18 protein-coding genes and 1 pseudogene are annotated in these 25,204 nt (G+C 57.5%); 3 read left to right on the top strand and 16 right to left on the bottom strand.

The genetic code is table 11. The features are described 5' to 3' along the window. Positions 1-25: 25 nt before the first annotated feature. From AC6ROY_RS02740 to AC6ROY_RS02680, 13 genes are all read right to left on the bottom strand, one after another. Positions 26-1,831 carry a four-carbon acid sugar kinase family protein gene (locus AC6ROY_RS02740; protein ID WP_500098438.1) on the bottom strand — a complete coding sequence of 602 codons (1,806 nt, stop codon included), beginning with the start codon at positions 1,829-1,831 and terminating at the stop codon, positions 26-28. 53 nt (positions 1,832-1,884) lie between these two features. Next, positions 1,885-3,177 carry a ribulose-bisphosphate carboxylase large subunit family protein gene (locus AC6ROY_RS02735; RefSeq protein WP_500098437.1) on the bottom strand — a complete coding sequence of 431 codons (1,293 nt, stop codon included), beginning with the start codon at positions 3,175-3,177 and terminating at the stop codon, positions 1,885-1,887. After that, the gene (locus AC6ROY_RS02730) at positions 3,174-3,863 is read right to left on the bottom strand and encodes an aspartate/glutamate racemase family protein (protein ID WP_500098436.1); all 690 of its coding nucleotides are present in this window, start codon (positions 3,861-3,863) and stop codon (positions 3,174-3,176) included. Before AC6ROY_RS02730 ends, AC6ROY_RS02735 begins: the two co-directional genes overlap by 4 nt. Positions 3,864-4,441: 578 nt before the next feature. Continuing rightward, positions 4,442-6,190, bottom strand: a complete 1,749-nt coding sequence (locus tag AC6ROY_RS02725) for a hypothetical protein (protein ID WP_500098435.1) — start codon at positions 6,188-6,190, stop codon at positions 4,442-4,444. A gap of 18 nt (positions 6,191-6,208) precedes the next feature. Then, complete coding sequence (locus tag AC6ROY_RS02720; RefSeq protein ID WP_500098434.1) at positions 6,209-7,822, bottom strand: response regulator transcription factor; 1,614 nt, start codon at positions 7,820-7,822, stop codon at positions 6,209-6,211. Positions 7,823-7,851: 29 nt separating this feature from the next. After that, complete coding sequence (locus tag AC6ROY_RS02715; protein WP_500098432.1) at positions 7,852-8,676, bottom strand: carbohydrate ABC transporter permease; 825 nt, start codon at positions 8,674-8,676, stop codon at positions 7,852-7,854. After that, positions 8,673-9,542 carry a carbohydrate ABC transporter permease gene (locus AC6ROY_RS02710; RefSeq protein WP_500098431.1) on the bottom strand — a complete coding sequence of 290 codons (870 nt, stop codon included), beginning with the start codon at positions 9,540-9,542 and terminating at the stop codon, positions 8,673-8,675. The genes AC6ROY_RS02715 and AC6ROY_RS02710 overlap by 4 nt, the downstream gene beginning before the upstream one ends. Positions 9,543-9,611: 69 nt before the next feature. After that, positions 9,612-10,958 (bottom strand): ABC transporter substrate-binding protein, encoded by a 1,347-nt coding sequence (locus tag AC6ROY_RS02705; RefSeq protein WP_500098429.1) that lies wholly within the window; start codon positions 10,956-10,958, stop codon positions 9,612-9,614. A gap of 103 nt (positions 10,959-11,061) precedes the next feature. Further along, a complete protein-coding gene (locus tag AC6ROY_RS02700; RefSeq protein WP_500098428.1) occupies positions 11,062-12,885 on the bottom strand; it encodes a cache domain-containing sensor histidine kinase in 1,824 nt (607 codons plus the stop codon). A 278-nt stretch (positions 12,886-13,163) separates the two neighbouring features. Then, the gene (locus tag AC6ROY_RS02695) at positions 13,164-15,278 is read right to left on the bottom strand and encodes an LTA synthase family protein (RefSeq protein ID WP_500098426.1); all 2,115 of its coding nucleotides are present in this window, start codon (positions 15,276-15,278) and stop codon (positions 13,164-13,166) included. A gap of 276 nt (positions 15,279-15,554) precedes the next feature. Further along, positions 15,555-16,979: a hypothetical protein gene (locus AC6ROY_RS02690; RefSeq protein ID WP_500098425.1), complete on the bottom strand. Its 1,425-nt coding sequence runs from the start codon at positions 16,977-16,979 to the stop codon at positions 15,555-15,557. A gap of 66 nt (positions 16,980-17,045) precedes the next feature. Continuing rightward, on the bottom strand, positions 17,046-17,597 hold the full coding sequence (locus AC6ROY_RS02685; protein ID WP_500098424.1) for an SLOG family protein: 552 nt from the start codon (positions 17,595-17,597) through the stop codon (positions 17,046-17,048). Between the two features lie 165 nt (positions 17,598-17,762). After that, positions 17,763-18,266, bottom strand: coding sequence for a hypothetical protein (locus AC6ROY_RS02680; RefSeq protein ID WP_500098423.1), 504 nt, complete (start codon positions 18,264-18,266; stop codon positions 17,763-17,765). Positions 18,267-18,475: 209 nt separating this feature from the next. Between AC6ROY_RS02680 and AC6ROY_RS02675 the strand changes: the two genes are divergently transcribed. Then, entirely contained in the window at positions 18,476-19,528 is a 1,053-nt protein-coding gene (locus AC6ROY_RS02675) for an HNH endonuclease (RefSeq protein WP_500098421.1), read from the top strand. A gap of 289 nt (positions 19,529-19,817) precedes the next feature. On the opposite strand, the gene AC6ROY_RS02670 is transcribed toward AC6ROY_RS02675, so the two are convergent. Then, complete coding sequence (locus tag AC6ROY_RS02670) at positions 19,818-20,195, bottom strand: hypothetical protein (RefSeq protein ID WP_500098419.1); 378 nt, start codon at positions 20,193-20,195, stop codon at positions 19,818-19,820. Between the two features lie 88 nt (positions 20,196-20,283). Next, positions 20,284-21,124 (bottom strand): annotated as a pseudogene (locus AC6ROY_RS02665) (SDR family oxidoreductase). Positions 21,125-21,378: 254 nt separating this feature from the next. On the opposite strand from AC6ROY_RS02665, the gene AC6ROY_RS02660 reads away from it, so the two are divergent. Further along, the gene (locus tag AC6ROY_RS02660; protein WP_500098418.1) at positions 21,379-23,319 is read left to right on the top strand and encodes a diguanylate cyclase domain-containing protein; all 1,941 of its coding nucleotides are present in this window, start codon (positions 21,379-21,381) and stop codon (positions 23,317-23,319) included. A 149-nt stretch (positions 23,320-23,468) separates the two neighbouring features. Beyond that, positions 23,469-23,744, top strand: a complete 276-nt coding sequence (locus AC6ROY_RS02655) for a cold-inducible protein YdjO-related protein (protein WP_500098417.1) — start codon at positions 23,469-23,471, stop codon at positions 23,742-23,744. A gap of 149 nt (positions 23,745-23,893) precedes the next feature. Here AC6ROY_RS02655 and AC6ROY_RS02650 read toward each other — a convergent pair whose 3' ends face one another. Next, positions 23,894-25,150, bottom strand: coding sequence for an aminopeptidase (locus tag AC6ROY_RS02650; protein WP_500098415.1), 1,257 nt, complete (start codon positions 25,148-25,150; stop codon positions 23,894-23,896). Positions 25,151-25,204 lie beyond the last annotated feature (54 nt).

Below are 25,204 nucleotides of genomic sequence, written 5' to 3'. Positions count from 1 at the left end.
CTCGCAAATACAGCGCGCACGCCGTTTAATTCGGCAATTGCCCGCGCCATACTTTCTCGAAAAACCGCTCGCCGCCCACCTGTCCGCCCTTTAACACAATCTCCAGCCCGTCAATGCGGGCGTCCGTCGAATAGGCTGTCACGAGCGGACAGCCCGGGTCAAGCGCCGCCTTGCAGGCGAGCGCATAAATGCCCAGCTCGCGCGTCATGTAACCGGAGGTATCTCCTCCGGCGATCAGCACGCGCGTCAGCCTGGCTTCCGCGACCAGTTCGCGGGTCAGCGCCCCAAGCATTTGGCCGAGCAGCCGGCTGCTGTCCTCGGCCTGCAGCCCCTGCTCCGCCAGCGCTGCGCGGAGCCTGGCAATGCTGGCGTCGGCAGGGCCCGACGCCGAATACAACACGACGCTGCGGCCTTCGGTCAGCAGCGTCAATGCTTCCGCCCGCAGCTCGGCAAGCGCTGCGGACGCCAGCTCCGGCTGAACCAGCTTTTCAGCCGGAATGCGCAGCGCCGCAAAGCCGGACTCGGCGGCGCGGCGAATTTGCAGCGCGGTCATCGGCGAGCAGCTGCCGGATACAACCAGCAGCCGCTCGGTCGGAACCGCCGCCGGCTGCGGCTCGTTTGCGTCAGGCAGCAAGCCTGCCTGCCTCCAGCAAGCGGCCAGCGCGTATTCCACGCCGGATGAACCAACAACAAACAAGCTGTCAGCCTGAGCAGACGCGGCTTCCCAGATCAAACGCCCCGCCGTCTCCAATCTCCGCTCATCCAGCACATCAAACAGCACCGCCCCAGGCTGCTCCGCAGCAGTCAGCTTATGCAAGCGATCCCGCACTTCCGCAAATGGTCCCTCCTGCGCTACAAGATCCAGCAATGCGATGCTCATATCGGTCTGATCAGCCAAATGAAGCCGCAAATCCGCCTCCTTCATCGGCGTAACCGGATGACGCGACATCGTCGGATGACGGTCCAAACGGTAGATTTGCCCGTCCGCAGCCGCAAAATGATTTCCAAATACCGTATATCTGCGCAAATACGGAACGCCAGCCAGTAAGGGAATATATGGGCTTTCGGCAAACAGCTCGCGCCCCAGCTCCATCGCTTGACCGATGCTTCCAATCCCAGGTGAAGAATCGAAGGTGGAGCACACCTTGTAGTGGACAACAGACGCCCCGGCCGACTTTAGCATATGGAAAATCGGACGCAGCTCCTCTTCCATTCGTTGCGGTGACAAAGAGCGGCTGATGCCCGCTACGCCAAAGCAGGGAATATCCCGAAAACGTCCGTTCAGCAGCTCTGCTGTCGGCGGCTCAAGAAAAAGCACGGCTGGCAGCCCTGCTTGAAACAAAGCCTCCAGCACATCCGTCGATCCGGTAAAATCGTCGCCGTAGTAGCACAGCAGCCGCTGCTTGCCAGGTGCAGATAAAGTTACGAGCTGTGTGTCCGCCGACACAGGCTGCGCGTCCGTGCCCGTGCCCGCGCCCAACTGTCCCTCGTGTCCGGCATACTCCGCCTGCCTCATACCTTTATCCGGGTCGGCGGCCCCATTTCGATCGGCATTCGCTCCATTGCCAGTAAGCCCCGCCTGTACGGAATACGCTCCCCGTTCAACACGCCGCCTATCGTCAACACGCCCTTCCTCTCTCACACGCCCCTCTTGCTCACCACATTCTTCCTGACCTGTATACCCTGCCGCTTCCCCCGGCATCGCCTGTAAACCATACGGCGTTTCCCGCTCCACATGCTCCCCGGCCTGAGCCCGATCATCCACACACGCCTTCACTTCACCTACTTGCTGCTCGCCGCTGCCCTGACAGACCGTTAACCCGTTTCTCACCGTATGTTCACACCTCCGCGCCTTATCTTTCCGCCATCTGCAAGTCCGTCTGCTCAGCTTGCCCCATACTTGTCGATCGCACGTCGCAGCTCCGGGTGCGCGGCTGCATATTCATCCAGCGAAATGCCTTGCACCGCCGCCTGCCAGCCCTGCTGCATGCTGACGAACCCGGCCGCCGGCCCATCCGGATGCGCCAGCATCCCGCCGCCTGCGAGGTGCATTACATCGACCGAACGCACCGCTTCATACGTAGCAGGCGCCGTACCGGCCCACTGCATGGAGGAAACAACCGGCATCGTCTCATATCCGCCCAGCAGCGGAGCCGTGCAAGCCTTCATCGAACGGATCACCGATTCGTTGCTTTCATAAAACTTGCTGTTTAGTCCATTCACATGCAAATGGTCGGCTCCCGCAAGACGGCATAGCTTCTGAAATGCGGTAAATTCCATGCCCAGCAGCGGGCTGCGCGTCAGCATGCCCCACTGATTGCGGTGAACGTGAATCGGCACCTCGCTAAACGAATTCAAATACGCCAGTCCGCTCAGCCCGATGCTCATCACGCTAACCATCACACAAGTGCCGCCCGCTTGCACAACTGCGTCATGATTGCGGCGCAGCTCCTCCATGTCACCCGTAATGTTAAACGCATACATCAGCTTCCGCCCGGTCTGGTCAGCCGCCCGCTCGACCGCCTGCATGACTGCCTGAACCTTGGCCTCCAGCGGAGCAAACGGCGGGTTGCCGTTCAACTCGTCATCCTTAATAAAATCCATGCCCGCCAGCGCCAGCTTTCCGACCAGCGCGGACAGCTGCTCCGGCGTCAGACCGATGCTCGGCTTGACGATCGTCCCCAGAATCGGCCTGCCGGTCACCCCCGTCAGCTGCCGGGTCCCGGCAATCCCAAACTTCGGTCCGCGATAGCGGTCTGCAAACGCGGCAGGCAGCTCCAGATCGAGCAGCCGCAAGCCCGAAAGCTCCTGCAGCTCATATAAATTACCGGCCACCGCCGAAAGCAGATTCGGAATCGACGGCCCGAAATTGTGCAGCGGAAACGACACCTGAACGATGCCCCGGCGATATTTGCCGTCATGCCCGGCCGGCACCTTCGCTCCCGGCAAGGAAGGCGCGGAGCCTTCCTCCAGCGCTTCGATCCGCTCAACCACCGCGCCGTAACGCTGCTTTAATTCATCGGTTTCGCCAGGCACAGCCGTAAACGTCCCCGTTGACTGCTCACCGGCGATGCAGGCAGCCGCCTGCTCAAGCGTATACGGCGTTTCCACCAAATAAGACGCGACGACCCGCTCTCCAGCCGTTCTGCTCTCCCGTGCATGCGTCTGCTCGCTCATTCTGCAGCCCCCTCGCCGCTCGCTCGCTCCAGCTTCTCCAACACAGCTTTAACTGCTTCAACGCCGCGTCGCGGCGAGGAGAGCACCGGCTTGCCGGTCGCTTCCGCCAGCTTCGCCTCCATGCGAGCCATTGAGCCTTGCGCCAGCACAAGCACATCAGCTTGCCCCGCAACCCTTTCGGCCGTTTCCAGCAAAATACGGTCATGCTCGGCCGGATTGCCAGCGACCAGCGCTTCAAACGCCCCTTCGGCCAAACCATTAATGATACTCACCTCGCGCCCGACCCGCTCAGCTTGCTTGCGAATCAATCGGATTGTCGGGTCCAGCGTCGAGCTAAGCGTCGCAAGCACGGCGATCCGTTCATATCCGGCTGCTGCAGCCGCAGTCATCGCGTCGTCGATTTTAACAATCGGCACGCCGATAAACCGCCGCGCGTCATCGGCAATTTCGCCGACGGATGAGCATGTATTCAGAATAACGTCCGCACCGATTTCCTCCGCATGGTGGAAATATTGCATCAGACGACGCGCGACGCCCGGCGTAATTTCCCCGGCTCGCATCACATCGCCGATCAGACTGTCATCAATCAGATTCACCAGCCGACAATCCGGCAGCAGCTCCTGCACAACCGCTTTTAATGGATCTGCCAAGCCTTGCCCGGTATAAATGGCCACAATCGTTCTCATTCGTCCGCCTCCTTTATTTCGTCTGAGTAAGCAGGCAGCCCGCTCCAGAAACTCCCCAATTTCCGGGCGGGCCATCACGCCGAACCGCACCGCGATCACCGCCCAAATTCCGGCAGCTTGCTGCTGGCTGCTCTGCTTATCCGCAGATTATGGCTTATCAGTAAGCTTTGCTTATCTGTAGGTTCGTCTTATCTGCAGCTTCTGCTTATCTGTAGGCTCTGCTAGCCAATAAAATGTCCTCCTCCAATAGACACATGTCCTTTAAAAGGTGGACATACCTACTCCTTCTCTTCTGCTAGCTGCACCGTCCATATCTAGTCCAAAACACGCCCAAAACACTAGATATAGATATTACGCTCACCGATGCTGCCTATCATTACAGTTCTGAAGTGTCCACTCTATGAAAAACAAAACCTCTGCAAATGTCCGTACACAGTGGACACCCCTAACCGATTTCTTCCCGGCTTACAGTTTTGCTTCCCTACAGCAGGACCAATCGCCCGGCAACAGCAACATCCAACAACCAACAGCCAGCAGCAAACCGCCAACAAGACTACACCCGGCAGCGCCTGCGGAAGCTACCACACAAACTCCTGCTCCAGCCTGCGATAATCGCCCTCCCGCATCGGCGCAGTATCGAACACCTGGCGGTCGCTGTACAGCGGCTTTTTCGTCCCCTTCGGCGTGATGTTGACTACATCGTCGCCACGCCATTCCGTTTCAAACGTTTGGCCGACGGCACGCTCCAGCGTCTTGCGGAAGCTGAGCGGGAACGTGACCGTAATTTGCTCGCCCGCCGAAGCCGCGCCAAGCTGCAGGAAATGCTTGTGCAGCCAGCGGCTCGGCTCGCCGCCCTTGCCTTCCGTCACCTCGCCGTTCAGTTCGCGGACAAAGCGGATTTTGGTAAAGCCCGCCCATTCCGGAATACGGACCTGCAGCCGCTGCACATCCTCGCGCACCTGAATGACCACCTTGCCCTCATGCGGCAAATAGCTGCTCACATCAAGCCAGCGGGAGCCGCGATTCAGCAAGAAGTTAATGCTGACCGTTCCGTTCTGCTCCGTAATCGTATTGCTCCAGCCCATAAACAAGCCGCGTGTCCCCGAGCCAAGGCAGCATAGCTGCAGGTCGCTCGTATGGCCCCGTCCTTCATTGACATCGCAAATAAAATCATTCGGCGCCGAATACCCGGCAAATGCGCCCCGCGTACGGGAGCCGACGCGATGGAACGATTTTTCGTACGGAATGTCGTTGGACTTGTCATCCGTCTCCTCGACCCAATCCAGATCCAACAGCTGCGATTCGGTCAAATGGTTGCGCAGGAACCGTTCCACGACGCCCCAATATTCCACATAGCCGCTTTTCGCCAGCGTGATGCCCGTTGCAATCAAGTCGACAAGCGAGCATGTTTCATGTTCATATGCCTGCTCATGCAGATCGCCCGGCGTCCAGCCGAAGGCCGTGCACTGGGTCAGCGCCCAATCATAGCTTTTTTTCACCCACGCAATCATCGCCGCGTCTCCGGTAAACATGCCGAACCGGGCAATCGCATCCAGCGTGCCGAGTCTCGTATGGAAGTGGCCGCTGCGGTAAGCGAGCGCGTCATTGAAGCTGCCGTCGGCGTTAAAAACGCCGCTGCGCTCGATAATCAAGGCGGTGAAAAACTGGCACAGCTCCAATGCATCCTGATTGCCCGTCAGCTCATGGTATTTGAGCAGCGGCATGACCAGACGGCCGCAGAAAGCAGCCGGATCGGGCGCAAGCCGCAGTTGGATGCCATTGGCGGACGGCCAGCCCGTCTCCTTGTATTCCGACGCCGGATAATACCACACATCCCGCTCCTTGACCGCGATCCGCTTCAATGCCGCCACATGGCGGTCGGCCGCCTCCTTCACCTTGGCGTCGCGCGATTCCATATACCAGGTCGTCAGCGACAAAATAACGGCCCGCTGGTCGATCAGGTTCGCATTCGGCTCCCAGTCCCGTGCCGGATTGATCTGCCGGTAGCTCATCCCGTCTTCCTTGAAAAAGGACAGCAGATTTTGCCGGTACTGCTCCTCAACCTCTTCCCCATACGTCTCGCCCGACATATGCCGCGCCAAAATCAGCCCGTCGATCATCCGGCCGTGCGACGAGCCATAATCCCAATCGCCGTGGGTCATAAACGCAGGCTTATGCATCAGATCCGCATTAAAAAACGGAATAAAGCCGTGGTCGCGGTCCGCCATGCCGATCATCGCATTAATCGCATGTCCCGCGCGCTCCTCCAGCATCAGTGTATCCGGAATCAGACGTTTCCCTTCCTGGTTGACTGCTTCGCTCGTCATGTCATTCGCTCCTTCATGTTAATGTTCTGCCACCCCGGCCGCGCTGCGGTATTCGCCGATCGTCATGCCCGTCCGCTTTTTAAAAATTTGGCTGAAATACCGGTAATCCTCATAGCCGACCATCTGCGCGACCTCATAGTTTTTATAGCCCGGCAGCTTGAGCCATTCCTTTGCTTTCTGAATCCGGTAGTCGGTCATGTAATCGACGAAATTTTGCCCGGTCGTTTTTTTAAACAGGCGGCTCAAGTAATCCGTGTTCATGAAATGGCTGGCCGCAATTTGCGGCAGCGACAGCGGCTGCGCATACTGGGTTTCGATCAGCTGGCGTATTTCGCGCACCAGCTTCTCTCCCTGCTTCTCGCAGGAGCGGCCGTAAAATGCCAGCACTCGCGGAATAAGCTCCTCGGCCAGCAGCCGCTTCACTGCCGCCGCGTCCTGGCGCTTTTCAATCAGTGCCGTGTACGTGGTCGAGCCGCTGCCGCAAATGTCTTGAAGCTGCGTCTGCTTGGCTCGCAGCTGCTTATCCATCGAATGAATCAGCAGACAAGCGCTGCGCCGCAAATGCTCGACCGTCATCGTGTCCGCACTCACCGCCGCAAACAGACGGTCGAACGCCTTCCACGCCGCCGCCTCGTTGCCCACCTGCAAGGCGAGCAAAAACGCGTTTTCCAGCTCCTGCGGGTAGTCCGGCGCAGCGGGCTTCTCGCGGTCGGCAGGCAGCAGACGGCCTGACTCGCCAAGCTTCCGCGCGCCAAGCGCCGACCGCGCCTCCTGCATCATCACCGCCAGCCGCCCGTCCGACCGCTTCCGGCGGCTAAGCCCGAAGCTGTACGTTCCGCTGTCCGCCTGCTTGCATGCGCTCTGGAGCGTCTGATTCAGCTTGTCCGCATCCTCCGGGCGGAAGCGGCTGACGCTGATGGCCAGCGCCAGCTCACGCGAAGCGTCGGGCGCGCCGGTCAGCGCATACGTCCAGCCGCCCCCGAACAGAAAAGGCTCGCTGCGGCCGAGCTGCTCCTGTACAGCCCGCAGCAGCCGCTGCGGCTCCATGCTGTCGCCGAACACGTCCGGCCGGCCGACAAGCAGCAGCAGCTCCTCGCGCTGCAGCCAATCCAGCGGCCAGGACGGCTCGGCGCTGCCTCTGTCTGCGGCGCCTCTCTCGCCGCCGGCAGCGGCCCCTTCGCCATCGGCCGAATAGACCGCGCGCTGGAGCCAGTCCTCCTGCCGCACAGTCTCCTCCCGGCGCCGGGCTGCCGCCCGTCGCTCCAGCTCCTCCGCCGCCTTCTCCAGCACAGCGGCCAGCTCTTCCTTTTTCACCGGCTTCAGGACGTATTCGAATGCGTTGTGCCGGATTGCTTCCTTCGTATATTCGAAGTCCGAATAACCGCTCACCACAACGATCAGCAGCTCGGGGAGCTCCTGGTGCAGCATGCGGAGCAGCTGCTTGCCGTCCAGCCCCGGCATCCGCATATCCAGAAACAGCAGGTCCGGCCGCTCGGCCATGACCAGCGCGTAAGCCTCCTGTCCGTCTCCGGCCTCGCCGACGAGCTGGAGGTCGAAGCGCTCCCACGGGATCGACTGAATCAGGCCCTTGCGGACCCATTTTTCATCATCGGCGACGATAACCTTCCACATGCGCCCTTCCCTCCCTCTCGCCAGGCGGCTTAGCCCTTCATCGAACCGGCCGTTAAGCCGTCAATAATGTACCGCTGCAAAAACAAATACAAAATGAGTACCGGCGATACCACGACGACCATAAACGCAAACACAACGCCCCAGTTCGTGCTGTACATCGTCACAAAGTTAAAAATTTGCAAAACAATCGTCCACTTCGTACTGTCCGTCATCAAATAAAACGGGCCGAAGAAATCATTCCACACCGACACCATCACCACAATCGTAACCGTTACCAGCACCGTGATGATCAGCGGCAAAATAATTTGCGTGTACAGCCGGAAGTAGCTGCAGCCCTCCAGCAGCGCCGCTTCATCGAGCTCCCGCGGGATCGACTTCATAAACCCGACAAGCAGAAACACGGCAAACGGCAGCAGTACCGCGGTATAATACATGATCAGGCTGAAGTACGTGCCGCGGATATGCAGATCGCCCATCAGCTTGATCGTCGGCACGATGGATACCGGCACGATCAGCCCCATAATAAACATGTAGTAGGCGGAACGCAGAAACCGGCTGTCCCGGCGCTGGATAATGAAGGCGGCCATCGACGCGAACAAATTGACACAGATGACGACGCTGCCGGAAATCAGAAAGCTGTTCATAAACCCGCGCATAATGTTCGACTGCCCGAAAATGTCCATGTAATTGGACCACTGCCACTGCGACGGCAGCGACAGGCCAAACAGGGCCGATTCCCGGATATCCTTGAACGAATTGACAAAAATCATCACAAACGGGATGAGAATCAGCAGCGCCAGCAGCACCGTTACAACCTCCAGCGCCAGATGCCCCTTGCTCCGGGCCCCGGTCATAGCTCCACCTCCCGCTTCTTCATCTTCATCAGCACCGGCACGCCGACAGCCGTCACCAGCACAAACAGCACCACATTGACGGCCGTTGCGTAGCCGAATTCACCGGAGCTGAACATGCTGCGGATGTACGTATAAAACACCTCTGTCGTATACCCCGGACCGCCCTCGGTAAGCACCATCACCATCTCGAATACTTTCATCGAGCCGATCAGCGACAGCAGCACATTAACGGTAAACGCCGGCGCCAGCAGTGGAAATACGATATGCCGGAAGCGGCTCCAGTAATTCGCGCCATCCATCGACGAGCTTTCGATCAGGTCCTTGGAAATAAACTGCAGCCCCGCCAAATACACGACCATGGAAAATCCGGCAACCCGCCAAATATCGGTGACAATAATCGAAAACAGCGCCAAGTTGGGGTCGTTCAGCCAATCGCTCGCCAGCGAGCCAAGCCCGATCGCCTCCAGCGTCGTATTGACAATGCCATGCTCCGGGTGATAAATCGCGCGGAAAATGTAGCCGATGACAATCGGCGCGATGACATACGGCATGAAAAAAATCATCCGCATCAGGTTGCGCAGCCTGAGCGCCTCGTTCATGATGAGCGCCAGTCCAAGGCCGACGACATTTTGCAGCACGGTAACGGCGGCGGCGAATACAAGTGTATTTTGCAGCGCCGTCAGCAGCCGCGGCTCCTGAAACAGCGCCGTATAATTGTCCAGTCCAATGAAACGGATATCCTTCGCGTTGATATTCCAGTCTGTAAAGCTGTAATAAAACCCGATCAAGGTCGGCGTTATAAAAAACAGCAGGAACACAGCCAACGCGGGAAACGAGAAGTACAGCGGATATTTATTCGTTCCCATGTCGTTCACCTCCACTCCGCAGCGTTCCGGCCGGGAGCGTTGCGACCCCAGCCGGCTTGCGCGGCTCCCTTATTCGAATCCGGCCAAACGTTTCGTTTTGCCGTCTTTTTTGTAATTGGCGTCAAATTCTTTGACTGCCGCATTGACATCCCCGAGGATAAAGAAGTTTTGTACCGTTTTCTGGAAATCAGCGAACGTTGGCGTCAGCCGGTTTTGCACATTAATTTTGGCCTTGCCAGCGTCGATCAGCGCCTTCACGGTTTCCTGTACCGGGTACAGCTCGCTTTTCGCATCCTTGAAGATCGGAATTCCAGGCGCATTTTGGTAATACAGGTTGACCATCTCCGGCGAGATCATAAACTTGATCAGCTCGATCGCTTCCTTGGAATGCTTGGCCTTCTCCGGCACCATCAGCTGGTTCGGAGGCGTCATCAGCGCCGTGCCCGCATCGGTCGCAGACGGGAATGGGAAGAAGCCAAGCTTGTTTTTCACGAAATCCTTCGTGAATTTCTTCTCCAGCTGCGGAATAATGCCATCCAGCATAAACGCCATGGCGACCTTGCCCTCGCCCAGCTTGTTTTGCATCTCGTCATACGTACCCGCCATAATATTGTCCTGATACAAGCCGAGGTCCTTCAATTCCTTTTGCTTGGTGAACAAATCCTTGACCTCCGGAATGTCGGCCAGACTCAGCTGGTTTTTCTCCAGCTTCTGCACGCCTTCGTCCTTGATCGCCGGGTCTACCTGCGACACCCAGCCCGTCAAATAAAACACCTGGGCCGGCCAGCCGTCCTTCACGCCCTCGTAGAACGGCGTCACACCCGCCGCTTTAATCTTCTTCGCGATATCCACAAGGTCCGCGTAATTTTTCGGCGGCTGTACCCCTGCCTTGGCGAAGACGTCCTTGTTGTAGAATACCCCCATCATCCCGGTTGCGCCGAACGGCACGCCGTAAATCTTCTTGTCGACCGTCGTCTGAAACTCCTTCATCGACGGAATAATGCGGTCCCACACCGCGCTGTCGCCGCTCCACTCGTGCAGCGTTTCTTCCGCCCGCAGCTTGACGTTTTGCTTCGTGCCCGGCTGCATCAGGAACAGATCGGGGAAGTCGCCGGTCGAGAAGCGGGTTTTCATCATATTGTCAAAGTCACCGCCGGGCAGCGCCTGCAGCTCCACCTTGTTGCCCGTTTTTTTCTTATATTCCTCAAAAATTTTGTTAAACGGCGCAGCATCTACCGTATTCGAGATGACAAAGGTCAAGGTAACCGGGTCCTTCGCTTTGGCCGGCGTTTGCTCGGGAGCAGGCGTCGCGGCCGGCGTGCTTCCATTGCTTGCTGTTCCGCCTCCGCATGCTGCCAGTGCAGTCGCGGTTAGACAGACCGTCATCGTGGTCAAAGCCTTTTTCATTGTTCTCATCTGGTGTAACCTCCCCTTAGAAATCGCTTACAACCTGATTATAATGAAAACGCTTACGGTTAGGCTATTGACGATTTCGACTCGTCATGTTGAATATTCCGACCTACGGCTGCAGCGGAATCAACAGGGTCATGCTTGTCCCGACGCCCGGCTCGCTTGTCAGCTCGAAGCGGAATGCTTCCGGGTAGCGGATCGCATAACGCGCGCACACATTACGGATGCCGATGCCGCCTTGCTCAGCCGCGAACGCCGTATCCTCGTGGTAAACGGACTCGTTCAGCCGCTCGCGCAGATCGCGCAGCCGATTCGGTTCAATGCCGACGCCGTCATCCCTTACGGTCAGCCGCAGCATTCCCTCCTCGGTGCTGGCGGTCACCCGCAGACGGCAAGCGCCCAGCTTAGGCTCGATCCCGTGGAAAACGGCATTTTCCACCAGCGGCTGCAGCGTCATTTTCAGCACTGGCGCATCCAGCAGCGGCTCTTCGATCTGCTGCTCGTAGATGATTTTATCCTCGAAGCGAATATGCTGAATATTCATATAAGCGGCTACCTGCTCCAGCTCCTCGCGCAGCGTAACGACTTCATTTGTATTTTTGATATTGTAGCGGAACATGTCGGCCAGCGACTGGGCCATGCTGCCTAGCTTGCCAGCCTCGTAATAGTCGGCCATCGCCTTGATGCTGTCCAGCGTATTGTAGAGAAAATGGGGATTAATCTGCGAATACAGCATCGCCAGCTCAACCTGATGCAGCTTGATCTGATTGATGTATTTGGATTCGATCAGCCGCTGCAGCTCATCCTGCATATCGTTGAAATTGGACGCAATCAGCCCGATCTCATCCTGCCGGGCCACGTCCACCCGCACCGAGAAGTCGCCGCGCTTCACCCGGTTGATCGTTTTGTACAGCACCAGAATCGGCTTCGTCAAGCTGCGGCCAAACAGCACCGAGATGCAAAACGTGACAAGAAAGGCAAGCAGCGCAGTCAGCAGCGTCGCCGTTTTGATCTGGTTCAGCGGGCCGAAAATATCCTGCTCAGGCATCAGCAGCACAATCGTCCAGTTTGAATAGCTGGAACGGGTATACGTGACCAGCAGCCTGTCATCGCGGCCGTCCAGCCACAGCTTCCCGGCTGTTCCCGTCAGCTGCGGCAGCAGCTCGGTTCCGGCCACCGCGTCCAGCGCCCCCGCAGATGCGTAAATCGGCTGGTTGCTTTCATCCAGCACAAGCAGCCGGCTGTTCGCCGACAAGCTGTCATGATGCCCGATGCCGTGGAACAGCTCGGCGTTGTATTCGACGCGTATAATGATGAAATGGTCGGGACCGGCAAAGTCACGGATCATTATCGACGAAGAGTAGGCGGCTGCGTCCGCTTGACCCGAAGGACTGAGCGCAGGCGGACCGCTGAAATAAACCCGTCCGTCTCCGGCAACCGTACGCCAGAACCAGCTGGACTCCCGCACCTCGTCGGCCGTCCACGGCGATTGATTATCCGAGGAGCTGAGCAGGTCGCCGGTGCTGAAATAAATTTGAAACCGCATAAAATCACGGATTGGCGTCAAATTAAAGCTTTTCAGAAACAGGTCGCCCAGCTTTCGCCGGAACAAAAACTGCTCCTGCGCATCCATAAACGGATAGGTGTTGATCCCGTCAATATATTCCGGGGTATAATAAGGAGCAAGCAGCAAATTCCGTTTATTTTGAAAGTCATTGTCCATATGATTTTCCATCTGCCGGACAAGCTGCAGGCTGGAGCTTTCCACCCGCTCGGACATCGAACGCGAGGAAATCATAAACGAAACCGTCCCGACCAGCGCGATGCATAGCAAAATAATGACCAAATAGCTGAGCAGCAGCATCGTGCGGATTTTGGTGAACATCGCCCGGTATTTCAAACCCAGCCCCTTAAAAAAACGCGCTTTCCTCATGCCTGGACACCTGTCCTCTCTGCCGGCGGCTGACGGTTCGCAGTCATTGCCGTAACCCCATCTTACCACCCGCAACCGCTTTCATAAAGCTGTACGCTTATAGCGGCAGCGCAGGCTGCCGTTACTCTGCCAAACCTACACCCACGCACTAACAAGGCCACTGAAAAAGCGACAGCTGCGTACGGGACACGCCCTGCACTTCTGCAGCATGCTTCCGTTCGCTCCGCTCGTCTTTCCAGTGGCCTTGAGCCTGTCGGGAGATTGTTCCTGTGAGGTCGTTATTGTACAGCTGTTTCGGGCGCCGCCGCGACCTCGTCGTAGGCATACGCATTCGACCGGACGACAACCTTATCCTTCGAATCCTTCACGATCACTTCGATCTGGCAAGGCAGCTTCGTCAGCAGCTCCCGCTTCACGGTAGCGATCAGCTTGCCCGCAGACATCCGCTCGGTCAGCACCGGCTGGCCGTTGATTTGCACGATGGCCTGGGCGGGCAGGTTTTGCCCTTCAACCTTCACAATCCGGTCAGCCCCGGCTTCCTCGACCGTCACATGATCGACCTCCAGCCTGCCGTTGCCGATCACATAATCCGGGTCCTTGACCCTCAGCGCGCGTTCCTTGTACGCATATTGCTTGCCGAACATGATATCATACTGCAGCCGCTCGTAGCCCTTGAGGCTGTCTTCCGATATGCCCAGCTCGGCAAACCTGTTTTTCGGCGGGATGACAGGCGTCGTCTGCGCCAGCTGATTCAAATAATCCGTATAATAGCTGCCCTCGCGTCCTGCAAGCTTGAGCAAATACGGCCCAAGAAAGGAAGGGCTCATATTGAACTGGTCCTGATGCTCCGGTAAATAATTGTTCCAGACGAGCAGCGGCACCCGGTAAATTTTATTTAAAAACTCAGGATCGTTCGGCTCCAGATAGCCGCTGTCGCGGTACGCCTTGTAATCATCGCCCAAGCTGGGCAGGTGATCGCCGAAAAAGACGATAATCGTCGGCTCCTTGCTTTGCTCATAATGCGTAACCAGCGTTTTCAGCATCTGATCCGCCCCGCTCAAGCCTTGCGCCAGCGTCTCGAACATGCCTTTCGACTCGCCTTCAACGCCCGTAACCTCGATGGTATTTTCCTTAAACTTCCCGGGATAATAATGATAATGATTTTCCATCGTATTGGCGAAAATAAAATCAGCGCCTGAGGATGCCTGGCTTGCCTGAATAATCTCCTTAGCTACGCCCCGGTCGGCAAGATACGGACCCTCGTAGTCCGGTTCAAAAAACTCCTGCGGAATATAGGTCGAAAAGCCGAAATTCTCGTACACACGCTTACTGTTATAAAACCAGCTGTGGAACGGGTTGATGGCTGTCGAGGCATAGCCTTGACGGTTCAAAATGCTGGCGAGCGAATCCACGCCCTTGTCGATATACTGGTTATACGGGGTGGAGCCTTGTGGCAAAAACCGCATCGAATTGCCGGTCAGCACCTCAAACTCGACATTGGCCGTTCCGCCGCCGTATTGCGGGGACAGCATCGTGCCGCTGGAATATTTCTTCGCCAGCTCATGGTAAAACGGAATCGGGTCGCGGCTGAACGTCAGCCCTTTCACCTGGGTCGGGTCCCAAAACGCTTCGCTCAGCACGACGATAATGTTTGGCTTCGTCTCGGAGGCTGCCGGTACCGCGGGCGGAGCCGAAGCCGCAAGGCCGTGGATCGTCTTCTCGTCATAGCCGCCCGGCTCATCGAGAAACAAATATTTGATATTCATCATCGTCGTCAGCAGGAAGCCGTTGGTCCGGACATTTTCCGTCTGGTCCCAGGCGATGTTCTGCACATTCACCAGCTTCTTGAGGTTGATCGCCCCGTCGTTATAAATGGATACAAGCAGCAGCGATGCGGCAAGCCCCATCGTAATGCGGTGCCGCCAGCCCATCCGCAGCATCAGACGCGGCAGCTTGTAGAGCAGCAGGATGCTGATGATAATAAAGGCGATAAAGCCGGAGATGATCGTAAAATTAAAAATGCCGCTGATGTACTGCGTCATGTCCTGGGTTTCGCTGGTCAACAGCAAATCCCATGGCAAAAAAGGCACACCCAAAATGCTGAGCTTGACCCCGCTGATCAGCCCGAAGCCAAGGCAGACACTGGATACGAGCCAAAACGAAATGCGAACACTGGCTGTAAGCGCGGTCAGCAGCAGCAGCAGGCCAAGCACAACAAGCGCATTCAACCCGAGCACCGGGATTTCCGTGAACGTCCAGCCGAATGATTCTCCCCATTGTCCCCGGCTGAGCACCTCCACTAAAAAAACAATCCACACCGCCCACACCAGTAAAGGCAGGCGTCTGGCCGTTTTGCGGCCATACGTGCGCAAAGCAAGCTGCAGTTCTCCCATGTATATTCCCCGCAATTATAAGTTATTAATTTCTTGTAAACGATACGCCCTAGTATAGCATACTTCAGGGTATGTATCTCTATCAAGTTGTTTCCTTGCGGATGGGGCGGACGGGCTCTGCGTGCAACCTGCGCATCATCATCGTAAACGGGCATGTCCACCTTTTGAACGACAAATCCCTGTAAAAATCCTTCCCCTTACGAAATGACAGCGCTTTAAAGAAAAAAGGCCGCCGGAAGCTCAGACGGCCATTCCCCTGCTGCTCAGCTGTCCGTGTCAAATTAAAAATATCGCCACCAGCGTCGTTACCGCCAGCCCAAGCAGCACCGGCTTCAAATTGCGCCGCGCCAGCTCAAACGGGCTAACGCCGCAAATCGCGGCCGCAGGAATAAGCGCCCAAGGAATCAAGGTGCCGCCGCCGACCCAAATCGCGGCCACCTGGCCAAGCGCCGTCAGCGTCGCTGCTCCTGAACCAATGGCCGTCGCAAACAGCTTGGCGACTGAACCAGCCAGCGAGATGCCGGAAAACCCGGAGCCATCGAGTCCGGTAATTGCGCCAATGACGGTCAGCGTGACGGCTGCGACGCCCCCGTTCAGCGGCACGACCTGCGCCAGCGCGACGCCAAGATCATTGACAATGCCATGCGAGCCGTCCGGCAGCTTGGCGCCGAACAGCTCGGTGAAGGCCGCGTCGCCGAGATAAAAAAACGCAGCGATCGGAATAACCGGGCCGAACACTTTAAATCCGAACTGAAAGCCTTCAATCAAGTAGCTTGTCGTCTGCTCCAGCCCCCGGCTCCGGTGGGCCAGCAGCGTCACAGCCAGCAAAATAAGCACAGCAGTACCGCCGATCAGCGCAGTCGCGTCGCCTCCCTGCAGCCCCAGGACAAACATCGCAGCCACATCCGCCGCAAACAGCAGCGGGATCAGCACCGCTAGCCACCGCTTGGCGCGCGGGGACAGCACGACGGCAGCATCGCGGGACGAGGCCCCTCCCGGCGCGCTGCCGCTCATCCCTGAACCGGGCGCAACCAGACCGTCTCGCCAAACGCCGCGGGCCATATCGCGCCGCATCATCCAAAAGGCCGCAACCGTCGTCACCGCGCCCATCACAAGCACAAGCGGAATGCTCGCCTGCATTACATCGGCGACCGGCAGCCCTGCGGCGTCGGCAGTCAGCTTGGGCGCCCCCTGAATAATGTAGTCGCCGGACAATGCAATTCCGTGACCGAACAAGTTCATCGCGACCGCAGCGCCGAGTGCGGGCAAACCGACGCGCGCAGCGACCGGCACCAGCACGGCGCCGATCAGCGCCACGCCCGGCGACGGCCAGAACAACAGCGACGTCACGAGCATAATCAGTCCGATTCCCCAGAACGCCAGCGCCGGGGTGCGCAGAAACCGGGTCAGAGGCGCAATCATGACCTCGTTGACCCCGGTGCGGATCAGCACCCGGCTCATCGCCACAATAATGGAGATAATGAAAATGGTGCCAAGCAGCTCACGGGTCGCATAAATAAAGCTGTTAAAAATGCCGGACACGGAGCCTGCCAGCGTCTCCGTCGCCATCCAGCCCAGCGCAAAAATGCCGACGACACAAATCATCGTCGTATCGCGGCGTTTGATCAGCACCGCCAAAATCCCGAGAATAAAAGCCAAATAAACGCCGTGCAGCGGAACTAAAGCTATCGTCACTCCCATCACCCTCTCTCCTGCTGATGCCAGCTGCTACATCGTATGCAGGTCGGGGTGTGGGCGTTCGACAGTCTACCAGTGATTCACTTGCTCGTCTTCCACAATGCTTTGCAGGTCCTGCTCATTGATAGACATGACCTGATAAGGCCCGGCTTGCGACAGGCGCAGCGCCTGCTCGCGAATAAATTTGGGCGAGCCCTCCTTGTCCTCGTCATAGAGAATAAGCAAGCCGTCGGAATTGCGCAGCAGAAACTTGTTTTTCTCACGGAACTGCCACGGTCCCTCATAGCCGCTTTTCGTCACGCTGTTGACATACTGGGCTTTCCGCAGCACCGCTTCGTACGCCGCTTTCTTCGGGTCGCTCCAGTTTTCCTCCTGCCCGAGGAACGGGCAAATGACGGCTAGCTGCAAGCTTCCATACGTGCCCCGCAGCTCAATCGCCACCTCGGCCGCCCATAGCTCTACGCCCCATTGCCCGCTGACGATGACCCATTCAAGTCCGTCATCCATTAACGCAACCAGCCGCTGCCGGATTGCCTTCTTAATAATATCAATGCCCGGATGCTTCAAGGAAAAAATACCGAGCTCCGACGCCTTATAGCCTGTAACGACCAACCGCTTCATGCCGTGCCACTCTCCCGTCCCTCTTTCTACTTGAGGGTAGCACAGCCGCCTGCCGAAATAAAGACGGCCTTGGACGCCCAGGCAGGCCGAACAGGCCCTTCCGCTCCCGACCGGGAACAAAAACGCCTGTGCCGCAACAACCGAATAACGAACAAGCCGGACAAGCTACATCGACCTCTTGCGTCCAAACATCAAATAAGCGCCAGCCGCGACCAGCACAATCGCCACGATCGAGCCGCCGGATGACAGCCTGCTGAGCAGCGAGCCCACCGTAAACACGGCAAACATAATCAGGGACAAGCCGCCGAGCACATTAATCGGAATAAGCAGCCCGCGATGTCTGCCGCCAAACCAATACAGCTCGAATAGCCCGACAGCGACAGCGAGAATAAAGCCTGGCCACATGTACGCCCACGCGTCAAAAAGCGTCGCGATCTGACACACGACTCCCGAGACGAGCAAAATACCGCCGGGCACCAGCAACCCGACTCCGCGCCCGCGGGTCATGGAGAAATACATCCAATGGAAAAACAGTCCGAGCGGAATCAAAAACATGGTGGGCCAATAATACGCAAACAGCATCCCGACACCGAAGTCGCGATCCCGGAACATAAAAATACTGGCTCCTAGTAAAATAAGTACGGCTCCCGCCAATCCTTGCTTGTTCATGACCTAATCGCTCCCAAACTATGTAATGATGTGGCATTTCAGTACGTTCACTGTATCACAGGCTCCAAGCGGCTGTCCCCCTGCTGCGGGGAAGCAACCGGGCTGGACTTTAGTCCAGTGCAGGAAGCTGGCGGCGGTAAAAAAGAACAGCTGACGGATGTTGGGAAGCAGACGCTTTTGTTGTACAATAGAATAAGACCTGATTTCGAATGAAGAACGATGAGGTGGACCACTTGGAGTATGAGCTGCATAACGACATCCATGAACAAGCAATCGAGGGATCTGCCCCTGCCTCTAAGCCATGCGCTCACTGCAAGGAGGCCAAGCCTCTGACCGAGTTTCTTCGACGCAGCGGCAGGCGCGGGGGCAAGTCGGCCAGACGCGGCATGTGCCGCTCCTGCCGAAAGCTGCGCAAGCAGGAAAGCGGGCCGAGCCATGACGAGCGTCCGGCTGCGGCTATTGACGCAAACACTCCCCTCGCCGGCCCAGCTATGCCTGTTCCCGCAAACGCTCCCATTGTCGGCATTCCGCTTCATGCCGCTGACGCTGAGCTGCACGCCGCGCAGTCGGCACGGCCCGCGGAAATCGCCGAACGGACCGTTGGCATCTCCGCGCTCGCTGCCGTGACTGCGGACGTCGCTGCTTCAGACGAGCCAGCCAATTCCGACGATGACGACGCGGCCGGGCCAGCCCAGACGCCGTCCAAAAAGCGCAGGCGACGGCGCAGACGCAAGAAGCCGAGCGCCGCGGCCGCCAGGCCGACTGAACATGAAACGGAAACGTTAGCGGAGACGGGTGAAGAAACGCCTCCCCCGCCGCCTAAGGTACGAACCCGACGGCCGCTGCCCATTCCGCCCCCGCGTCCGAAGGGGCCTGACGCATCCGTGCTGCGGCCTAACAGCGCGGGTGTGCTCTGGATGCGCGGCCGTACGGACAAAGGCCGGCGCTGGCAGCAGGAAACCGATCTGGAGACGGCTGTAAACCTCGTTCGCGAGCATGCGGCTGTCGTCGTCAACAAGCATACTGTACGCCGCATTTATACGAATAAGGCGTTTCGGCTGTTTATCCTGACCCGCGACCGGTATACCTGTCACTTCTGCGGCGAATATGGCGATACGCTCGATCACATCGTGCCGCGCGCCAAGGGAGGCCATACAACGCCCGTCAACTGCGTATGCGCCTGTAACGAGTGCAACCAGATGAAGGCTGACCGGGACTGGGACGAATTTATTGATCCCGACTTCGAGCTTCCGGACAACTGAACGGCCTGTCCTCCATTTTTCTCCGTTTCACCGGAGCCCCGGACTGGCCTTGCAGCTGCTCCCTGCGAGGCCAATCCGGGGCTTCGTCTGAGGAGTGATTCGGCTGCAAGCAGCGGCATGCTTAATGCGAGACTGCTTATGCTGTCAGCAACGTGCAGCCCTCAAAGCCGAGCTGCCCCCCGGTTCACAGATCGGTTCGCCGGCCTCCGTGCTGGACGACATTATGCGGTCCGAGCAGCAGTTTATGCGGTCCGCCCCCCTAGGGCCCGCGAAAGCTGGGCCTTCGCATTTAACGGCCGGGTTTCGTCAGTGCAATCCGTTCCTCCTGGCCCAGCCATTGCAGCCGCACATAAAATTTGTCCTCCTCGGCGTAATCTATCGCTTCCTTCCGTTCACCGGCAATGACTAAATTTTTGTTCAAATTTCCCTTATGCTCGTTGCTGGCCTGAAAGTTGGAGCTGCCCTCGAACGCGTACGCAATCAGCACAGCCGCCGACTGCTGCCGACCCTTGTACCGAATTTCGTATGACCTGGTATGAGCCGACGGTTCCACCGTGCAGATCACAGCCCAGTTTTCGCTTGCCCCGGCAAACGTCACCTCCCGGCCGCATGCGGCTAACCCTAAAGCTCCGACCAGCAGCAGTGCCCATGCAATGGCTTGTTTCATTCATGCCATCCTCCTTGTTCACGATTGAGACAGGAACAGGATAGCAGACAAAGCTTAAGTAATTGTCAGCAGCTTCCTTAACGATTTCTTACTTCAGCATCCGTCCCAGCGCACGCTCCAGCCAGGACCAGGGCAGCACAGCCCGGGCAAGCAACGCCAAGGCCGAGCCTTTGCCGAGCGGATAGCGGAAACGGGGCTTGCGCAGCCGGGTCAAGCTCACAATTTTATCTGCTACCTCCTGCGGGTCCGGCGCAGATTCCGCGGTCTGCCTCGACACTCGCAGAATACGTTCCAGGCGGCTGCGGTGAACCGAGGCTTCCGGGGCGTAGACTGTTTCGAACCCTTTGCGCCAAATATCCGTACGGTACGCTCCCGGCTCCAGCAGCACAACCTGTACGCCAAATGGCTGCAGCTCCAGCCGCAGCGCCTCGCTGAAGCCTTCAACAGCAAACTTCGACACCGCATAAGCGCTGTAGCCAGGAAACGCATATCTGCCGCTTATACTGCCGACATTTATAATCAACCCGCTCGCCTGCTCGCGCATCAGCGGAAGCATTGCTTTGGTCACCGCGATCAGACCGAATACGTTCGTTTCGAGCTGACTGCGATACGCCTCAACAGGCACATCCTCGACAAAGCCGCCGACGGCGAAACCCGCATTGTTCACCAGCACGTCAAGCCGTCTGTGCTGGTCATACACGAGAGCGGCGACCGCTCCAATCGAAGCGGCGTCGGTCACATCCAGCTGCACAATATGCAGCCGTTCGCTGACATTTTCGCTTGGCCCGCTCCAGCAATGCGCCGGCAGCGGCCGGATTCCGCAAGGTGGCGATGACCTGGTACCCTGCCTTGGCCAGCGCCACCGAGGTCAATAGCCCGAAGCCGCTTGACGCTCCGGTCACAAGTGCAATTTGCCGCTCCCCCTTCATGAGATCACCTCTTTATCCATTTGCCTGTCTAAACGGCGCCGGAGCGCTGCTTTCAGTATGCGGGAGAAGCCGCGCTGCGTAAAGCTTTGCCTTTGCTGGAGACGATTTTTGAAATTGACATAAAAATGTCATCATTTACTGAAGATATGTGATTTTTTAGTGTACAGAATCGCCGGAACACGGTATGATTTACTAATGTCGATTCATGACGGATAACGGCGAGAAGAAGCAGGCGCAGAGAGGACAGGCCCGTTTTGGCACAAGAATTGCTGATCAATTTTGGAATTATCCTCTTCCTGGTAACGGTCTCCGTCACACTGCTGGATCGCCCAAGATTAAACCTTCCGCTATTTGCGAAGCTCGGCATCGGCGCCTTGCAAGGCTTATTTGGCATTGTGCTGATGTTTTTCAGCGTTCACTACCAGACGCTAATTCTTGATCTGCGGCAGCTGACCATTATGACCGCGGCTTACTTTGGAGGACTGCCCGCCTCCTTGTTGACGGCAGGGATGATAAGCGTTTTCAGGATCGCCTATTACGGCCCCAGCTCATCCGCCTATTCGGCCGCCTTAACGGCGCTGCTGCTCGGAGCAGGCGCCGGTCTGCTTTGCACCCTTTCACGCCGGCATTGGTTCAAGTGGGCTGCGATGGCCTTGCTTGGCTGTTTGGGCATGGCCGGCTCGCTGTTTGCCCTGCTTGGCAGCCAAAGCGCGACTATTATGCCTGTCATGCTGCTGTATTTGCTGCTCGGCTCTGTCGTCATCGGCAGCCTGATTCAGCTGCTGTGGATGGTGAAGACGATGTACATGCTGCAGCGCACCGTGCTCAAGCTGTCGCATCAGTTCACCGGCTCCTCCATGTCCCGCATCTACGAGCATACGCTGTTCGCCCTGATCCGCCTGACCGGAGCCGACGTCGGCAATGTGCTGGCCATTGATAATCATCAGTATCACATTGCCAGCCTGTTTAAAAACGGCAGCTATTCCCGGCCGATGACGCTGGTTGAACCCGAGGAGCTTGATGCGATTGCGCTCACGCGGACCGGACAGCCCGTTTTGTTCCGCAATTGGCGCAGAGCGCGGCCAGGCGGAAGCCGCGAGCAGGAGCTTTACGGCCAGAGCTGCCGTTCCTCCCTTCACGTGCCTTTGCTTTACAACGGAGCTGTCATTGGACTCGTTAATTTAGGGTCCAGCGTGAAGGACTTTTTCCAGCAAAATCATATCAATATGATCCATCAGCTCGCCCCGATGGTCAGCAGTGCCATGGCGCTCAAGGATTCGGAAAATAAATTTGCCTCCGTGACGCAATCAACGAATGACGCTATTATTTTGACGGACCAGCATCTGGCCATCATCTCCTGGAACAAGGGCGCAACGCTGATGTTCGGCCATGCGGCGGACGAGATGCTCGGCCAGCCGATCACCCATATTTTACCTGAGAAATACCGTGAGCAGCAGGTGCAGGATTTCAAACGATTTTCGCGCCCAACCGACCACAAGGACGCTGCCACGATCGAGCTGCAGGGACTGCGCAAGGATGGCTCCGAGTTTCCGATTGAGCTGTCGCTGAATAGCTGGAGCACCGGCCGCCTGCTGTTTTTCAGCAGCATTATCCGGGATATTACCCAGCACAAGGAAGTCGAGCAGCGGCTGCTTGAAGCAAACCGCGAGCTGACTCGCCTGACGATGATTGACGGCTTGACCGGCATCGGCAACCGCCGGTATTTCAACGAAATGTTCGATCGGGAATGGCGGTCCGCCTGCCGCAGCCGGACGCCGCTGTCGCTGATTTTATGCGATATTGACTGCTTCAAAGGGTATAATGATACATACGGCCATCAGGGCGGCGACCGCTGCCTGAAGGAGGTGGCCCAAACGATTGATGAACTGGCCCAGCGTCCCAATGATGTGGCCGCCCGCTACGGCGGGGAGGAGTTTGTGCTTGTCCTGCCCGAAACCGATGCCACCGGCGCCGCGCATGTGGCGGAAATGCTCCGCCGTGCCGTCGAGGCGCTTGCCATCCCGCATGCCAGCTCAACAGCTGCCCCCTGCGTAACCGTCAGCATCGGGGTAAGCAGCCTGATTCCTCGCCCGGAGGTGCCCGAATTGACGGTGGTGGAGCAGGCGGATATCGCCTTATATCAAGCGAAGCAAAACGGCCGCAATCAGGTCGTCCGCTACTCGATTTCCAGCTAGCCCATACTTGCTTCACGCTGCCGCGGCCCCTTGTTTGCTTGCTCTGCAGGCGATCAGGGCGGTGGCTTGTCCGCGTGCAGGGCGCTTTAGCCTGCCGGTCGGCGGCTCAAGCAGCTGATTAAAGCCTGCGCAGGTCCGCCTGCAAAGGCATGCGAATTCTAAAACATATAAAAGTAAACAAGGAGATGCCCACATTGAGCGTAGAGAACAAAGAAGCTCCGAAGGAAGCTGCAAAACCTGAACTAAAGCCTACTGTGATCTGGAAATGCAAGGACTCCGCTTGCAAAGCCTGGGTCCGCGAAGAGTTTTCCTCGAATCCGTATCCCGAATGTCCGCTTTGCAAAGGACCAACCATTCGCAGCTACAAGCATCTGGCAGCCGTGTCACTCGGCAAAAAACCGCGAAAAACAAAAAAAACGACGTAACCGGACCCAGCACCCGTGTACTGACCGACTATACATCGCCATCCAAAAATGACCTCATCCTCCACAAAACGTGGATGCTGAGGTCATTTTTGGATGGCATTCTTTTTACTTGATTACACGTTATTTGTACCCGTGCGGCCGCGCCTTGGCTACGCTTGGTCGGCGGCCAGCTCAGCGAGCGCCCAGTTGCCCTGACGGAACACCGGCTCCCACGTGCCATCCGGCAGCTCGCCGTCAATATCCAATACAGCGGAGCCGACCATAAAGTCCACATGCGTCAGGCTGACATTGCCCCCACGCTCCAGCAGCTCCTGCTGCGTCAGCGAGGTCCCGTTTTCAATCGTAAACGGATAGGCGCTGCCTACCGCGAAATGGCAGGAGGCATTTTCATCAATGCCGGTGTTGTAGAACACCCGGTTCAGGTTGGAGATCGGCGAGTCGTGCGGGACAAGCGCGATTTCGCCCAAATAACGCGCGCCTTCGTCGGTATCCAGCAGGTCGCGCAAATAGTCATAGCCGACAGCAGCGTTAAAGTCCACAACCTGCCCGTCCTTGAAGGTCAGCGAAAATCCGTCGACCAGTCGGCCGTTCAAATTAAGCGGCTTCGTGCTGGTGACCGTCCCGTTCACGCCGGTACGCAGCGGCATCGAATAGACTTCCTCCGTCGGCATATTAGCGACGAAGTAAACGCCCCGCTCGTCCGCCGTGCCGCCGCCATGCCAGATGTGGCCGTCCGGCAGCTCCACGAGGAGATCAGTGCCCGGCGCTTTATAGTGGAAGCGGCGGAATCGCTTCGCATTCAGCACGCTTTTGACCTGCGTCAGCGCCGCGATATGCTCGCGCCAGGCAGCAACCGGGTCCGGCTGGTCTGCGCGCGTCATCTGGAAGATCGTGTCCCACATGGCCGCCACCTGCTGCTCCTCCGGCAAATCGGCAAACACCTTGCCTGCCCACGCCCGCGTCGGCGCCTTCACCAGACACCAGCAAAACTTCTTGTTGCGCACGTAGCCTTGAAACGTCTTGCGCGCCAGCGCAGCCGCTTTCGTTGCCCGCGTCACCTTGCCCGGATCAATTCCCTGATACAGCTCCGGATCCGGCACCTTGATGTTCAGCAGCGCGCCGCCGCCCTCAGCCAGCTGCTCCATCATCGAAGCGGTCCAGGCCGGATAATAATCGAACGATTCATCCGGCGCGTATGTAAATCTCGCCTTTGTCACCTGCTCGTCGTCCCATTGCACCTGCACATATTTCGCGCCCGCCTCATAAGCCTTCTTCACGACTTGACGGGTAAATTCAGCAGCTTCGAGCGGCGACTCCACAAACAAGACTTGTCCGGGCTGAATATTAACGCCGATCCGCACGACAAGCTCTGCATACTTTTCTAACTTATGGTCAAATTTATTCATCGTTATAGCTCCCCGGTTCATGACAAAATGGCTGAAAATCAGCAATTTTCATTA

The sequence above is a fragment of the Paenibacillus sp. sg306046 genome (assembly GCF_059821225.1).
Note: the sequence above shows the minus strand (reverse complement) of the source record. Positions and strands in the feature narration are given on the sequence as shown.

What these genes read in the sequence shown, in the direction of transcription:
- AC6ROY_RS02735 (WP_500098437.1), bottom strand. Translation starts at nt 3,177, where the DNA reads ATGAGCGAGCAGACGCATGCACGGGAGAGCAGAACGGCTGGAGAGCGG.
- AC6ROY_RS02730 (WP_500098436.1), bottom strand. Translation starts at nt 3,863, where the DNA reads ATGAGAACGATTGTGGCCATTTATACCGGGCAAGGCTTGGCAGATCCA.
- AC6ROY_RS02725 (WP_500098435.1), bottom strand. Translation starts at nt 6,190, where the DNA reads ATGACGAGCGAAGCAGTCAACCAGGAAGGGAAACGTCTGATTCCGGAT.
- AC6ROY_RS02720 (WP_500098434.1), bottom strand. Translation starts at nt 7,822, where the DNA reads ATGTGGAAGGTTATCGTCGCCGATGATGAAAAATGGGTCCGCAAGGGC.
- AC6ROY_RS02715 (WP_500098432.1), bottom strand. Translation starts at nt 8,676, where the DNA reads ATGACCGGGGCCCGGAGCAAGGGGCATCTGGCGCTGGAGGTTGTAACG.
- AC6ROY_RS02710 (WP_500098431.1), bottom strand. Translation starts at nt 9,542, where the DNA reads ATGGGAACGAATAAATATCCGCTGTACTTCTCGTTTCCCGCGTTGGCT.
- AC6ROY_RS02705 (WP_500098429.1), bottom strand. Translation starts at nt 10,958, where the DNA reads ATGAGAACAATGAAAAAGGCTTTGACCACGATGACGGTCTGTCTAACC.
- AC6ROY_RS02700 (WP_500098428.1), bottom strand. Translation starts at nt 12,885, where the DNA reads ATGAGGAAAGCGCGTTTTTTTAAGGGGCTGGGTTTGAAATACCGGGCG.
- AC6ROY_RS02695 (WP_500098426.1), bottom strand. Translation starts at nt 15,278, where the DNA reads ATGGGAGAACTGCAGCTTGCTTTGCGCACGTATGGCCGCAAAACGGCC.
- AC6ROY_RS02690 (WP_500098425.1), bottom strand. Translation starts at nt 16,979, where the DNA reads ATGGGAGTGACGATAGCTTTAGTTCCGCTGCACGGCGTTTATTTGGCT.
- AC6ROY_RS02685 (WP_500098424.1), bottom strand. Translation starts at nt 17,597, where the DNA reads ATGAAGCGGTTGGTCGTTACAGGCTATAAGGCGTCGGAGCTCGGTATT.
- AC6ROY_RS02680 (WP_500098423.1), bottom strand. Translation starts at nt 18,266, where the DNA reads ATGAACAAGCAAGGATTGGCGGGAGCCGTACTTATTTTACTAGGAGCC.
- AC6ROY_RS02675 (WP_500098421.1), top strand. Translation starts at nt 18,476, where the DNA reads ATGAAGAACGATGAGGTGGACCACTTGGAGTATGAGCTGCATAACGAC.
- AC6ROY_RS02670 (WP_500098419.1), bottom strand. Translation starts at nt 20,195, where the DNA reads ATGAAACAAGCCATTGCATGGGCACTGCTGCTGGTCGGAGCTTTAGGG.
- AC6ROY_RS02655 (WP_500098417.1), top strand. Translation starts at nt 23,469, where the DNA reads ATGCGAATTCTAAAACATATAAAAGTAAACAAGGAGATGCCCACATTG.
- AC6ROY_RS02650 (WP_500098415.1), bottom strand. Translation starts at nt 25,150, where the DNA reads ATGAATAAATTTGACCATAAGTTAGAAAAGTATGCAGAGCTTGTCGTG.